Below are 13,517 nucleotides of genomic sequence, written 5' to 3'. Positions count from 1 at the left end.
ACGGTGTCAAGTGGGTGGGACGGGCGTCTCATCATGTGAACGGCTCTGGAGCGGGATCGAGCCGCCCGCGAGCACCGGCTGAGCGGTCGGCCCGATGCCCGGGACGGGATACTTCCCACGGATCAGGGTGCGTCGCAGCCGGTACTCGTCCAGCGGCCCGTTGAAGGCCATCCCCTGGCCGTGCGTGCACCCCATGGCCCGCAGCGCGCGCACCTGCTCGGGTACGTCGACCCCGTCGGCCACGGACTGCATGCCGAGATCCCCGGCGATGCGCAGCAGACCGCTCGTGATCTTGTGCAGTCTCGCGGACTCCACGACGCCCTCCACCAGGCACCGGTCGAGCTTCAGTACGTCGATGGGCAGCCGGCGCAGCGCGTTGACGGCGGCGTACCCGCTGCCGAAGCCGTCGAGTGCGATCCGTACGCCGAGGCGCCTGAGCGCGACCAGCCGCTGTTCCAGCTCGTCGAAGGAGACCCGGGGGTCGCTGTCGGCCACCTCGATCATCAGCGCGCCCGAGGGCAGCCCGTACCGGGTCAGCAGCGCCTCCACGGAACCCGGGGGCAGGGTCCGGTCCAGGAGTCTGGCGGCCGTCACCCGCACGGAGACGGAGACGGGGTGCCCGGCCCTGGCCCGGTCGGCCGCCTGCTCCACGGCCTCCTCCAGGAGCCAGCTGCCCAGCTCCGCGGCGCGGTCGCTGCCCTCGGACACCCGGAGGAATTCGGCGGGGGTGAACAGGAGTCCCTGGGCGGAGCGCCAGCGCGCCTGTGCGGAGACGGCCGCGACCGTGCCGCTGGCCAGATGGACGACGGGCTGGTGGAGCAGGGCGAATTCGCCGTCGCGGAGCGCTGTGCGGAGCCGGGCCGCGAGCTCCGAGCGGCGCACGACGTCGGCCTGCATCTGGGGGGCGTAGAGCTCGACGCGGTCCTTGCCGCCCGCCTTCGCGCGGTACATGGCGAGGTCGGCGTTGCGCATGAGGTCCTTGGGCGTGATGGAGGGCTCCGCGAAGGCGACCCCGATGGAGGCGGCCACCCGCACCTCTCCCGTGCCGATCCGGTACGGCTGGGAGAGCTTGAGGCGCAGCCGGTCGGCGATCTCGTGGACCTGGCACTCCCGGGCGGCCTGGTCGCGGGTGCCGTCGCCGACGATGAGCGCGGCGAACTCGTCGCCCCCGAGGCGCGCGGCGGTGTCCGAGGCCCGTACGGACTCCTGGAGGCGCCGGGCGGCCTGGACGAGGAGTTCGTCGCCCGCCTGGTGGCCGATGGAGTCGTTGACCGCCTTGAAGCCGTCGAGGTCGATGAAGAGCACGGCGGTGCCCGGGTCCCCGGCCCGCCGCCCGCCGAGCGCCTTTCCCACCCGAGCGGTGAAGAGGGCGCGGTTGGGCAGGTCGGTGAGGGAGTCGTGCTCGGCGTTGTGCTGGAGCTGCGCCTGCAGTCTGACCCGCTCGGTCACGTCGCGGCTGTTGAGGAGGAGGCCGCCCTGGTGGCGGTTGACGGTGGACTCCACATGGAGCCAGTCCCCGGTGCCCGAGCCGAAGCGGCACTCGATGCGGGTGGTCGGCTCCTCCCGAGGGGAGGCGGCGAGGAAGCGCCGCAGCTCGTGGACGACTCCCCCGAGGTCCTCGGGGTGGATGATCGACGACAGCTCCGTCCCGATCAGGTCCTCGGCGTCGCGGCGGTAGACACCGGCCGCCGCGGGGCTGACGTAGCGCAGGACGCCGTTGGGCTCAGCGATCATGATGACGTCGCTCGAACCCTGGACCAGGGAGCGGAAGTGGTTCTCCTTCTGGGCCAGTTCCTGGGTGAGCGAGATGTTGTCGAGCAGCATGATGGCCTGCCGGACGACCAGGGCGAGGGCGACCGTGCAGCCGGTGAGGACGACCACCTGGTCGATCCTCCGGCCCTCGACCACGTTGTACAGGATGCCGAGTGTGCAGACGGCGGCGGCCAGGTAGGGCGTGAGCGCGGCGAGGGACCCGGCGATGGGGCGGCTGGCGGCTGGCGTCCGGGCACCGGTCTCGACAGCGTTGTCCTCGCCGCGCCTGGCGGCCCAGGGGGCGTACGCGAGGAGCAGCGAACCGGCGAACCAGCCCGCGTCCAGGAGCTGGCCCGACTGGTACGCCGAGCGGAGCAGCGGGGCGGTGAACAGGGCGTCGCACAGCACGGTCAGGGCCAGGCCGGCGATCGCGGTGTTCACCGAGGAGCGGTTCGCGCTGAACCGCCTGAAGTGCAGGGCGAGGACCATGGACACCAGCACGATGTCGAGGAGCGGGTAGGCCAGCGAGAGCGCCGCCCTGGCCACGCTCACCCCCGCCGCGTTGGCGACGTGGGCGGTGTGGGCGAGCGCGAGGCTCCAGGAGAGCGTCAGCAGGGAGCCGCCGATCAGCCAGGCGTCCAGCACCAGGCAGACCCATCCGGCCCTGTTCACAGGACGTTTGGCGAGGACGAGCAGCCCGACGATGGCGGGCGGGGCGAAGCAGAGGAAGAACAGGTCCGCGAGGGACGGGGTGGGCACGGACCGGCCCAGCACCACCTCGTACCACCCCCAGACCGCGTTGCCTCCGGCAGCCATGGCCGAGGAGAGCGAGAAGAGGAACCAGGCGGGCCGGAACCGGATGCCGCCGGCGCGGGCGTACATGAAGCAGGACACCGCGGCGATCAGCGCGGCGACACTGAGGCCGAAGTCGCCCATGAAGACCGCGAGTTCGGGCGAGCCCCAACCGAAGGCCGCACCCACCGCGTATCCGGCGCAGACCGCGGCGAGGGCGAGCCGGGAACGCAGCCCCGCACCCTGACCGGTGGCCGCCCGCCCGGAGAGCAGGGCCCCGGGGGCGCTCACCGGAGAGCCCCACGAGCCGGTCCCGGTACCGCCGGCCGCTCCCGCGCGCCCCGCCCGCTCGTCCCGTCTCTCCATTGGCCGCACATCGCCCGTCGCCCCCTCGCGTTCCGCTGCCGCCCCGGCGCCGCCCCTTCCACGGCACTGCCCTCATGCGGACGATACACCAGAGCCGTCACTCAGGGACATAGCTTCTCTACTCTCCGTGACGACCTGGGGTGTTGCGGGTACGGAGAGCCGCTGATCCGGTTCGCAGCGTGTTCAGCCGGTGGTGAGGACGAGGTTGGCGACCGGCTCCCCCGCGGCGAACCGGGTGAGCTGTCCGGCGAGCAGACGCTTGGCCCGGGGCAGGAACGCGGATGTGCTGCCGCCCACATGCGGACTGATCAGCGTGTGGGGAGCATGCCAGAGCGGGTGACCGGCGGGCAGCGGTTCGGGATCGGTCACGTCCAGCGCGGCACGCAGCCGCCCCGACTCGAGCTCCGGCAGCAGGGCGTCGGTGTCGACGACGGAGCCCCTCGCCACGTTCACGAGCAGTGCGCCGTCCCTCATCGCGGCGAGGAAGCCGGGGCCCACCAGCCCTTGTGTGGACGGGTTCAGCGGGGTGGACAGGATGACGATGTCGGCCTCGGGCAGCAGTGCGGGCAACGCGTCGATGGCGTGGACGGGGCCGCGCTCGGTGGTACGTGCGGAGCGTGCGACGCGCACCACCCGCGCGCACTCGAAGGGTTCGAGCCGGTCCTCGATGGCCGAGCCGATCGATCCGTAGCCCACGACGAGGACGGACTTGTCGGCGAGGGCCGGATAGAAGCCCGAGCGCCACTCCTCCTTGTCCTGGCCCTCCACGAAGCCGGGGATGCCCCGGAGCGAGGCGAGGATCAGCGCGAGGGCGAGCTCCGCGGTCGAGGCCTCGTGCACGCCCTTGGCATTGCACAGCCGCACCCCGGCGGGCAGGAGGGGGAGCCCCGGCTCCACGTGGTCGATGCCGGCGGAGAGGGTCTGGACGACCTGGACGGCGCCCATCTCGCCGAGCGGCCGGACCGCGACGTCGGCGCCCTTCATGTACGGAACGACGTAGAAGGCGCAGTGGGACGGGTCCGCGGGGTAGTCCCGGCCGCCGTCCCAGAACCTGTAGTTGAGACCCTCGGGGAGTCCGTCGATGTCCTCGGCCGCGAACGGCAGCCATACGTCGGTGGCATGTGTGGAAGTCATGGTCAGGAGGCTATGCGAAGGGTCAGGAGCGGCAGAGGTTACTTTGGGGTGCTGGTGGGCCTGTGATCATGGGGCCGAGGGAGGGTTCGGGGAGTTGGAGCGCAGGACTATCGGTGCGGCGGCGCTCGCCGTGGGCGCGGTCGGGCTGGGCTGTATGCCGATGAGCTGGGCCTACAGCACGTCGCAGCAGCGCGGTGACCGTTCGGTGCGCACGGTGCACGCCGCGCTGGACGCGGGCGTCCAACTGCTCGACACCGCCGACATGTACGGCCCCTTCACCAACGAACTCCTCGTCGGGCGGGCGCTCAAGGGCCGCCGCTCCGAGGCGTTCCTCTCCACCAAGTGCGGTCTGCTGGTCGGTGATCAGCACATCGTGGCCAACGGGCGCCCGGGCTATGTGCGCCGGGCCTGCGACGCGTCGCTGCGGCGGCTGCAGACCGATGTGATCGATCTCTACCAGCTGCACAGGGCGGACCCCGAGGTCCCGGTCGAGGAGACCTGGGGCGCGATGGCGGACCTGGTGACCGCCGGCAAGGTCCGGGCGCTCGGGCTCTGTGCGGTGGGCGCGCGTGCCGGCCGCGGCCGGGGGGCGCGGATGCACGACGCGACCGTTCGGCAGCTGGAGCGGGTGCAGCAGGTCTTTCCGGTGAGCGCGGTCCAGGCGGAGCTCTCCGTGTGGTCGCCGCAGGCGCTGGAGGACCTGCTGCCGTGGTGCGCGGCCCGGGGTGTGGGGGTGCTGGCCGCGATGCCGCTGGGCAACGGCTATCTGACGGGGACGCTCAAACCGGGCCAGGGCTTCGAGCCGGACGATCCGCGGGCCAGGCATCCCCGCTTCACGGCGGAGATGATGGCGGCGAACCAGCCGGTCGTGGTGGGGCTGCGGCGGGTCGCGGAGCGGCACGGTGCCACCCCCGCGCAGGTGGCCCTGGCATGGGTCCTGCGGCAGGGCCGCCATGTGGTGCCCGTACCCGGCGCGAAGCACGAGCGGTGGGCCGTGGAGAACGCGGGGGCGGCGCGGCTGACGCTGACCGACGCCGACCTGGCCGAGATCGACGCACTGCCACCGGCCCGCGGGTCGTGGGACTGACCCCGTGGCGGGGCAATCGGCGGAGATCGGGAACTCCACGCGGGGCGACGGGGTAAGAACAGTAGTCGTGCGACCGTCGAAAGGATTCGGTGCTGTGCAAACTCCCGTGCTGCGCAAGGGGGTGGTGGCCCTGCTCGCCTCGGCCTCCCTCCTGCTGTCCGCCTGCTCGTCCGACGACGGCGGCGCGTCGGGCGAGAGTTCCTCCCCGCCCGCGGCCGGCACCGCGTCCTCCCCCGCGGCCTCCGCGAGCCCTTCGGCGGACCTCGCTCCGGCCAAGGGCTCGGTGGAGGTGGTGAAGACGCTCACGGACGGTCTCGCCTCCCCCTGGGGCCTGGCGGCGCTGCCCGGGGGCGATCTGCTGGTCGGCTCGCGTGACGAGGCGACGATCACCCTGGTCGACGGGGAGAGCGGCAGGAAGACGCTGCTCGGGTCGGTGCCGGGGGTGTCTCCCGCGAGCGAGGGCGGTCTGCTCGGACTCGCGGTCGCCCCGACGTTCGGCGCGGACCATCTGATCTACGCGTACTTCACGACCGAGTCCGACAACCGCGTCGCGCGCCTGCTGTACGACGAGAGGAAGCCCGCCGGGCAGCGGCTGGGCGCGCCGGACACCATCCTGCGCGGTGTCCCCAAGGGCGCGGTCCACAACGGCGGGCGCATCGCCTTCGGACCCGACCGCATGCTGTACGTCGGCACGGGCGAGACGGGGGACACCGGGCTCGCCCAGGACAAGGACTCCCTGGCGGGCAAGATCCTGCGGATGACGCCCGACGGGGAACCGGTGCACGGCAATCCCGAGGCCGACTCGGTGGTGTACACCTACGGGCACCGCAATGTGCAGGGCCTGGCCTGGGACCGCGAGAAGCAGCTCTGGGCGGCCGAGTTCGGCCAGGACACCTGGGACGAGCTGAACCGCGTCGAGCCCGGGAAGAACTACGGCTGGCCCGAGGTCGAGGGCGAGCAGGGCAGGTCCGGCTTCGTCGACCCCGTGGCCCAGTGGAAGACCTCACAGGCATCGCCGAGCGGCATCGCGTACGCCGAGGGGTCGATCTGGATGGCGGGCCTGCGAGGCGAGCGGCTCTGGCGGATCCCGCTGTCGGGCGAGGCGGACGGGAAACCCCTGGCGGCGCCTCAGGCGTTCCTGAAGGGGAAGTACGGCCGGCTGCGCACGGTGCTCGCCGCCGGGGGTGACAACCTGTGGCTGGTCACGAGCAACACGGACGGCCGTGGAGCCCCGAAGGCGGGCGACGACCGGATCCTGCTCCTGAAGGTGCGGTAGCGGCTCACCGGGGAGCCGCCGCCGGCGGGAGCACCGGCAGGAGGCCGGAGTGCGCCCGGAACCGCGCCCGCGGGGAGCCGTGGGCCTGCCGGTTCCGGGCCGGCCCGGGCTCAGCTCGTCGCGTACAGCCGGAGGCGGTGGGCCAGGGCCGCCGCCTCCCCGCGGCTGGAGACGCTCAGCTTGGCCAGGATGTTGGAGACGTGCACGCTCGCGGTCTTGGGCGAGATGTACAGCTCCTCCGCTATCCGGCGGTTGGTGTAGCCCGCGGCGACCAGCCGGTGCACCTCCTGCTCCCGTGAGGTCAGCCCGAGGGATCCGATCGCGTCGACGGCTGGGCCGGGTTCGGTGGACGCCTCGTCCTCCGCCGCCTCTTCGCCCGTCTCCGCCAGCGCGACGCGGGCCCGGCCGGCCAGCAGTTCGATGCTCTCGGCGAGCGGCCGGGCCCCGAGTCGCGACGCCACCGTGTGGGCGGCGCGCAGGAGTTGCGCCGCCGGTACCCGGTCGCCGGACGCGACGAGGATCGCCTCGGCCCAGCGGTGGCGGACCTGGGCCAGTTCGTAGGGCCGCTGGAGCGGGGCGAACGCCTCCGCGGTCCGGCGCCAGTGGTCCGGGGTGTCCACGCCCTCCGCACGGGCGAGTTCCGCCTCGACCAGCACCCCGTAGGCGGTCCATACGGGCACCAGCGTGGGCAGCTGCTTGAGGTGACGGCGGACGCGCTCCAGGATCGCGGGGCGGCCGGCCTCCATGGCGGGCAGCCCCCGCGCGTCGGCCTCGATCGAGGCGACGGCGTGCAGGAGCGGCAGGGAGTAGCGCTGGGTGCCCGGCGGCAGCCCGGTCTCGGACTGCGCCTCGAACGCGGCCCGGGCGTCGAACAGCCGGCCCTGGTGGGCGGCGAGGATCACCGCGTGCCGGACCGGGCTGATCAGGTGCTGCGGCTGCGGGTCGTGGAGGCCGAGATGGCGGCGGTTCAGGGCGAGCTGCTCCTCCGCCTCCTCGAAGTCCCCCCGGGCCAGGGCGAGATCCGTACGCCGGGAGGCGACGAGCCCGCTCGCCTTGCGGGAGCGGGCCAGCGGGGCCGCCGCGTCGACGGCCGCCCGGCTCTCCTCCCAGCGGCCCAGCGAGAAGTAGGACTGGGCCTGGTTGGCCCGCACCCAGGCCTCGGAGTCCGGCAGTCCGTGGCCGTGACAGATGTCGATGCCGTGATCGGCCGCCGTCACCGCCTCCTGGGAACGGCCGGTGGACTCGAGCGAGGAGGGCAGGTTGATGCTGGCCCGGCTCATCACCCCCACCAGGTGCAGTTCCTCCGCGCGGTCCCGCACGCCGTACATCTCCGCGAGGCCCTCCTCGACACCGCCCGCGTCGATCGTGAGCCAGCCGCGGGTGAGCCGGGCCTGCAGCTCGATGGACTCCTCGCCGACGAGCTGGGCGTATTCGACGGCGCGGTCGGCGGCGGTCAGCGTCTCCGGTCCGGGTCTGTGCAGGGCGCCCCAGCTCGCCGCGGCGGCCAGGACCTCGGCGTGCACCGCGGAGGGCTGCATCCCGCGCACCAGGTCCTGGGCGGTGGCGAGCTCCTGCCAGCCGTCGCCCCGGGAGAGGCTCTGCATCAGGGTGGACCGCTGCACCCAGAACCACGCGGCACGCAGCGGCTCCGTCTCCGTGCTCAGGATGCGCAGGGCCTTCTTCGCCAGGGCCAGGGCCCGTTCGCGGTCGCCGCCGAAGCGGGCGGCCACCGCCGCCTCGGCCATCAGGTCGAGGTAGCGCAGCGGACTCGTCCCGTGATCTCCGGCGCAGCCCGGGTAGACCTCGGCGTGGTCGAGGGGGCGCAGGGTGGCGCGCACCTCGTCGGGGACGTCGTCCCAGAGCTCCATCGCGCGGTCCAGCAGGCGCAGTTGCTCGGAGTAGGCGTAACGGCGCCGCGCCGCGACGGCCGCCTGGAGCACGGCGGGGAGCGCCTTGGCGGGGTCATGGGCCGCGTACCAGTAGCTCGCGAGGCGTGCGGCGCGCTCGTCGGCGCGCACGAGGGACGGGTCGGCCTCGAGGGCTTCGGCGTAGCGGCGGTTGAGGCGGGTGCGTTCGCCGGGCAGCAGGTCGTCGCTGACGGCCTCGCGGACCAGGGAGTGCCGGAAGCGGTAGCCGTCGGTGTCGGGTGCGGGCAGCAGCAGGTTGGCGCCGACGGCGGCGCGCAGCGCCTCGTCGAGTTCGTCCTCGGCGAGGCCCGCCACGGCGGCGAGGAGCGGGTGCTCGACGGTGGAGCCGCCCTCGGCGAGGGTGCGGGCGATCCGCTGGGCGTGTTCGGGAAGCGCCTCGACGCGTACGAGCAGGAGGTCGCGGAGCGAGTCGGAGAGGCCGGAGCTGTCGCCGCCGCAGCACTCCATGCTGCGGGCGAGTTCCTCGACGAAGAAGGCGTTGCCGTCGGAGCGGTCGAAGATGTCGTCGACCAGCGTCGCGTCGGGGAGCACGGCGAGGATGCCGGTGAGCTGGCGGCCGACCTCCGCGCGGCTGAACCGGTCGAGCTCGATGCGGCGGACCGTGCGGAGCCGGTCCAGTTCGGCCAGGAGCGGGCGCAGCGGGTGGCGGCGGTGGACGTCGTCGGCGCGGTAGGTGGCGATGACGACCAGCCGGCCGCTGCGGAGGGTCCGGAAGAGGTAGGCGAGCAGGTGGCGTGTGGAGGCGTCGGCCCAGTGGAGGTCCTCCAGGACGAGGACGACCGTGCGGGTGGCGGAGACCCGCTCCAGCAGCCGGGCGGTGAGCTCGAAGAGACGGGCGGTGCCGTGCTCGTCGTTCGCCGCCCGCTCGGCCTCACCCAACTCAGGGAGCAGCCGGGCGAGTTCGCCCTCCTGCCCGGCCAGGGCCTCGGTCAGTTCCTCCGGCAGCGCCCGGCGCAGGGCCCGGAGGGCGGTGGCGAACGGGGCGAAGGGCAGGCCGTCGGCCCCGATCTCCACACAGCCGCCGACGGCCACCACCGCCTCCCGGCGGCAGGCCGCGTCGAGGAACTCCTCGACCAGCCGGGTCTTGCCGACCCCTGCCTCGCCGCCGACGAGCAGCGCCTGCGGCTCGCCCGCGCCGGCGCGGGCGAGCGTGTCGGTGAGCGCGGCCAGTTCGGCGGCCCGGCCGACGAATACGGGGCTGACGGTGTTGGTCTCCACATCGCCGAGCATCGCATACGCGTACGACGCCCCGGAGACCGTTTTCTGCCGCGCGGCCATCGCTACGCGGCGTGGACGAAGCTGCCCCGCTCCCTGCCCACCTGCCCTTCGATCTCGTCCGGCCCGGAACGCCGGGCCGGGCGCCGGGCGGCCCGGCGTGCGAGCACGGCCTGGCGTACGGTGCGCTGCTCGTCGGCGCGGCGGATCAGCTCGGCGACGTTGAGCTGGTGGAGCTCGTACTCGTACATGTTCTTCTCCCTGGTACGGAACGCGGTGGGGGCACGGCTTCTGCCGTGCCCCCACTCTCGTCCGCCAGGGGGTGCCGCCACATCGGGCGACTGCCGCATCTCCGCGGCCGGGGGGCCTTAGGCCCGGGTGACGGATGCCTTAGGTACCTGCCGACGGGGACTCAGCCGGTGGCGGAGGGCAGGGCGACGAAGAGGTCGAAGTACATGCCCACGGAGATCAGTACGCCGAGCACACCGAGTGCGACGCCCGCCCGGCCGACGGAGCGGACCCAGCCGGCCTGCGGGCGCTCGGAGGGTGCGCCGAACGCGGGGCGGACCAGGACGAAGACGCCGATGAGCAGGGCGAGGAGGGCGAAGACGCCGTTGACGAGCGCCGTGCTGTGCCAGGCGTCACCGTAGATCTCGGAGATCTGCTGGGCCGCGCTCCCGCCGCCCGAGGTCTTGATCTGGCCGATCAGGGTCTCGCGTTCGGCGGCCACCCGGCCGGTCCACGCTCCGGAGAGGGAGACGACGCCCAGTCCGGCGGCCACGACGGCCGCGGCGCCGGTGCCCGCTCCTGCGGCTGCCACGGCCTCCGCCTCGGCGTACGGGTCGGGCTCGGGCTCGGCCTCCGGGCCGTCCTCGGCGGCGGAGTCCGTGGCGGCGACGTCCATCTCGGTCACGTCCGCCGCGGTCAGGCCCGGTGCGACCCCGTCCGGCACGGCGTCCTCCGCGGGACCTGCCTGCTTCGTGATGTCCGGTGCGGCGGCGGTTCCGGCCGCCTTCTTCTTCTCCTCGGTGTCGTCGGTGGTCGCGGTGGAGGGAGTGGTGTTCATGCGCCGCACGCTAGGGGCCCCGTATGAGAGCCTCCTTAACGCTGCGCGCCTCCGTCCCTCGCGGCACGCCACTCGGGGGCCAGCACGGCCCAGATCTCCTCGTCGTGCCGTGTGCCGCGGTAGGCGTATGCCTCGCGCAGTACGCCCTCACGGGTCATGCCGAGCCGCGCGGCCACCGCCACGCTGCGGGTGTTGGCGGAGGAGGCGATCCACTCCACGCGGTGCATGCCCCGCACGTCGACGGCCCAGTCGATCAGCTTGCGGGAGGCGCGGGTCACCAGGCCCCGGCCCTCCCCCGCCGCTTCCAGCCAGCAGCCGATCTCGCAGTTCCCGGCCTCCGCCTCGAATATCCGGAACAGGACGCCGCCGACGAGCGTGCCGTCCAGCCAGATCCCGTACAGGCGTCCGGTGTCGGCCGCCTGCTTGTCGGCGTATCGCTGGAGCAGGGCCCGGGCGGAGGTCAGGTCCGTCGCGGCCGCCGCGAACGGGATCCACGGATCGACCAGGGCGCGTGCCCGGTCCATGTGGGCCAGGAACTCCTCCGCCTGCCAGGGCTCGAGCGGACGGAGTTCCGCGCTGTCGTCCCCCAGTGACACCGTGAACACAGTGGCTCTCCTCGGTCTTCGTGGCATCTCCCGCGGTGACGTCCCGCGGCGTCTCGCGACGTGTCAGTGGACGCGCGGGCCGACGTGCCGCTCCGGGCTGCCGGTGCGCTCCTGGGGGATTTTCGCATGCGTCACCGGCCGGTCCGGCGGCTCGATGCTGATGCGGGGGAGGAGCCGGTCGAGGCGGGCCGGCAGCCACCAGTTCGCGCCGCCGAGCAGGTGCATCAGGGCCGGCACGAGCAGGGTGCGCAGGACGAACGCGTCGAGTGCGACGGCGGCGGCCAGCGCGATGCCGAACATCGCGATGACCCGGTCGCCGCTGAGCACGAAGGCGAGGAAGACCGAGATCATGATCACGGCGGCCGAGTTGATCACCCGGCCGGTCTCGGCGAGGCCGACCCGCACGGACCTGCGGTTGTCCCCCGTCTCGAGCCATTCCTCGTACATCCGGCCGACGAGGAAGACCTGGTAGTCCATCGAGAGCCCGAAGAGTACGGAGACCATGATCACCGGGAGGAAGGGCTCGATGGGGCCGGCGCTGCCGAGCCCGAGGAGCTCGCTCCCCCATCCCCACTGGAAGACGGCGACGACGACGCCGAACGAGGCCGCCACCGCCGCCACGTTCATCACGGCGGCCTTCAGCGGTACGGCGAGCGAGCGGAACGCCACCAGCAGGAGGAGACAGCCGAGTGAGACGACCACCCCCACGAAGAGGGGCAGCTTGCCGATGATGATGTCGGCGAAGTCGTCGTAACCGGCCGTCACGCCGCCCACGTGGGTCCGGAGCGAGGTGGTCTCCGCCGTACGCGGCAGGACGTCGTCACGCAGCCGGTCGACGAGTTCGCTGGTCCGCTGGGACTGCGGGGCGGATTCGGGGACGACGGCGACGAACGCGGTGTCCCCTGCGGCGTTGTAGGTCACCGGGGAGACCGACGCGACGCCGTCGGTCTCCCGCAGTACGGCGGGCAGACCGTCCAGGGCGAGCCGGTCGTCGGCCCCGTCCAGCCGGGCGGCTATCGTCAGCGGGCCGTTGACGCCGGGGCCGAACCCGTCGGCCAGCAGGTCGTAGGCCTGCCGGGTGGTGGCCGTGGCCGGGTTGTTGCCCTGGTCGGAGGTCCCCAGGTGCAGCCCGAGGGTGGGCAGCGCGAGCACCGCCATGACGGCGGCCGCGACCACTCCGAGCAGCTTGGGATGCCGCTCGACGAACGCGGACCACCGGACGGCGAAGCCGGTGGCCCGTTCGGGCCGCGGTCCGTGCGCGGCGAGCCGTTCACGTTCCCGTCGGCCGAGCGCCCGCATCCCGATGAGGGAGAGCAGCGCGGGCAGCAGTGTCACGGAGGCGGCGACGGTCAGCACCACGGTGAGGGAGGCGGCGATCGCGACACCGTTGAGGAAGCCGAGGCGCAGCACCAGCATGCCCAGCAGGGCGACGCAGACGGTGGCTCCCGCGAAGACGACGGCTCGCCCGGTGGTCGCGACGGCGTTCCGCGCGGCTTCGGTCACGGACAGGCCGCGCCGCAGGCCCCGCCGGTGCCGGGTGACGATGAAGAGTGCGTAGTCGATGCCGACGCCGAGCCCGATGAGCATGCCCAGCATGGGGGCGAAGTCGGCGACGGTCATGACATGGCCGAGCAGCACGATGCCCGCGTAGGCCGTGCCGACGGAGACGAGGGCGGTGGCGATGGGCAGCAGACTGGCCGCGACCGAGCCGAAGGCGAGGAAGAGCACGAGGCCGGCGACGACGACACCGACCGCCTCGCCCAGGTGGAGGGAGGGCGCCTCGGTCAGCGCGACGGCGGCCCCGCCGAGCTCCACCTGGAGCCCTTCGGTCTCCGCGGCCCGGGCGGTGTCGACGACTGCCCGGGCCTGCTCCGGCGGGATGCGGTCCGCCCGGTGGTCGAAGGTGACGGTGGCGTACGCGGTCCGCCCGTCCGCGCTGGTCTGTCCCTGGCCCGAGGCCCCGTAGGGGCCGTTGACGTCACCGACGCCGGGCAGCGATCCGATCCTGCGGAGCGTCTCGGTCATCGTCCGCTCGACGTCCGCGGCATGGACCGTGGAGCCGGAGGTGTGCCAGACGACGGTGCCGGTGTCGCCGCCGAGGTCGTCGAAGCCCGCCTCCAGGAGCTCGCCCGCCCGGCCCGATTCGGTGCCCGGCACCTCGTAGTCGCTGGAGTACGAGGTGCCCGCGAGCCCCGCCGCGGTGGCCGCGCCACCGAGGGCGAACAGCCAGATGAGGACGGCGGCGAGACGGTGCCTGAGGCACCAGCGGGCGATGGCGGCCAACGGACGTGCTCCT

At 73.2% G+C, this 13,517-nt stretch carries 9 protein-coding genes; 2 read left to right on the top strand and 7 right to left on the bottom strand.

The window, feature by feature from the left end; all coding sequences use genetic code 11:
• Nucleotides 1–6: 6 nt before the first annotated feature.
• Together ACFYQ6_RS13540 and ACFYQ6_RS13535 are read right to left on the bottom strand one after the other, a co-directional pair.
• Nucleotides 7–2,835 carry an EAL domain-containing protein gene (locus tag ACFYQ6_RS13540; RefSeq protein WP_361573982.1) on the bottom strand — a complete coding sequence of 943 codons (2,829 nt, stop codon included), beginning with the start codon at nt 2,833–2,835 and terminating at the stop codon, nt 7–9.
• A gap of 258 nt (nt 2,836–3,093) precedes the next feature.
• Nucleotides 3,094–4,044 (bottom strand): 2-hydroxyacid dehydrogenase, encoded by a 951-nt coding sequence (locus tag ACFYQ6_RS13535; RefSeq protein ID WP_361573980.1) that lies wholly within the window; start codon nt 4,042–4,044, stop codon nt 3,094–3,096.
• Between the two features lie 94 nt (nt 4,045–4,138).
• Here ACFYQ6_RS13535 and ACFYQ6_RS13530 point away from each other — a divergent pair, with 94 nt between their 5' ends.
• Together ACFYQ6_RS13530 and ACFYQ6_RS13525 are read left to right on the top strand one after the other, a co-directional pair.
• Complete coding sequence (locus ACFYQ6_RS13530) at nt 4,139–5,131, top strand: aldo/keto reductase (RefSeq protein WP_361573978.1); 993 nt, start codon at nt 4,139–4,141, stop codon at nt 5,129–5,131.
• A 94-nt stretch (nt 5,132–5,225) separates the two neighbouring features.
• The gene (locus ACFYQ6_RS13525) at nt 5,226–6,407 is read left to right on the top strand and encodes a PQQ-dependent sugar dehydrogenase (protein WP_361573976.1); all 1,182 of its coding nucleotides are present in this window, start codon (nt 5,226–5,228) and stop codon (nt 6,405–6,407) included.
• A gap of 110 nt (nt 6,408–6,517) precedes the next feature.
• Here the strand turns inward: ACFYQ6_RS13525 and ACFYQ6_RS13520 are convergent, their stop codons facing one another.
• From ACFYQ6_RS13520 to ACFYQ6_RS13500, 5 genes are all read right to left on the bottom strand, one after another.
• Nucleotides 6,518–9,613, bottom strand: a complete 3,096-nt coding sequence (locus ACFYQ6_RS13520; RefSeq protein ID WP_361573974.1) for an AAA family ATPase — start codon at nt 9,611–9,613, stop codon at nt 6,518–6,520.
• A 2-nt stretch (nt 9,614–9,615) separates the two neighbouring features.
• Complete coding sequence (locus tag ACFYQ6_RS13515) at nt 9,616–9,801, bottom strand: hypothetical protein (RefSeq protein WP_361573972.1); 186 nt, start codon at nt 9,799–9,801, stop codon at nt 9,616–9,618.
• Nucleotides 9,802–9,962: 161 nt separating this feature from the next.
• Complete coding sequence (locus ACFYQ6_RS13510) at nt 9,963–10,616, bottom strand: hypothetical protein (protein WP_388762953.1); 654 nt, start codon at nt 10,614–10,616, stop codon at nt 9,963–9,965.
• Nucleotides 10,617–10,651: 35 nt separating this feature from the next.
• Nucleotides 10,652–11,221 carry a GNAT family N-acetyltransferase gene (locus ACFYQ6_RS13505; RefSeq protein WP_388762951.1) on the bottom strand — a complete coding sequence of 190 codons (570 nt, stop codon included), beginning with the start codon at nt 11,219–11,221 and terminating at the stop codon, nt 10,652–10,654.
• Between the two features lie 63 nt (nt 11,222–11,284).
• Nucleotides 11,285–13,504: an MMPL family transporter gene (locus ACFYQ6_RS13500; protein ID WP_388762949.1), complete on the bottom strand. Its 2,220-nt coding sequence runs from the start codon at nt 13,502–13,504 to the stop codon at nt 11,285–11,287.
• Nucleotides 13,505–13,517 lie beyond the last annotated feature (13 nt).

It is taken from the genome of Streptomyces sp. NPDC005494 (assembly GCF_042872025.1).
GTDB lineage: Bacteria > Actinomycetota > Actinomycetes > Streptomycetales > Streptomycetaceae > Streptomyces.
This window is presented reverse-complemented; position numbering and strand designations above follow the sequence as displayed.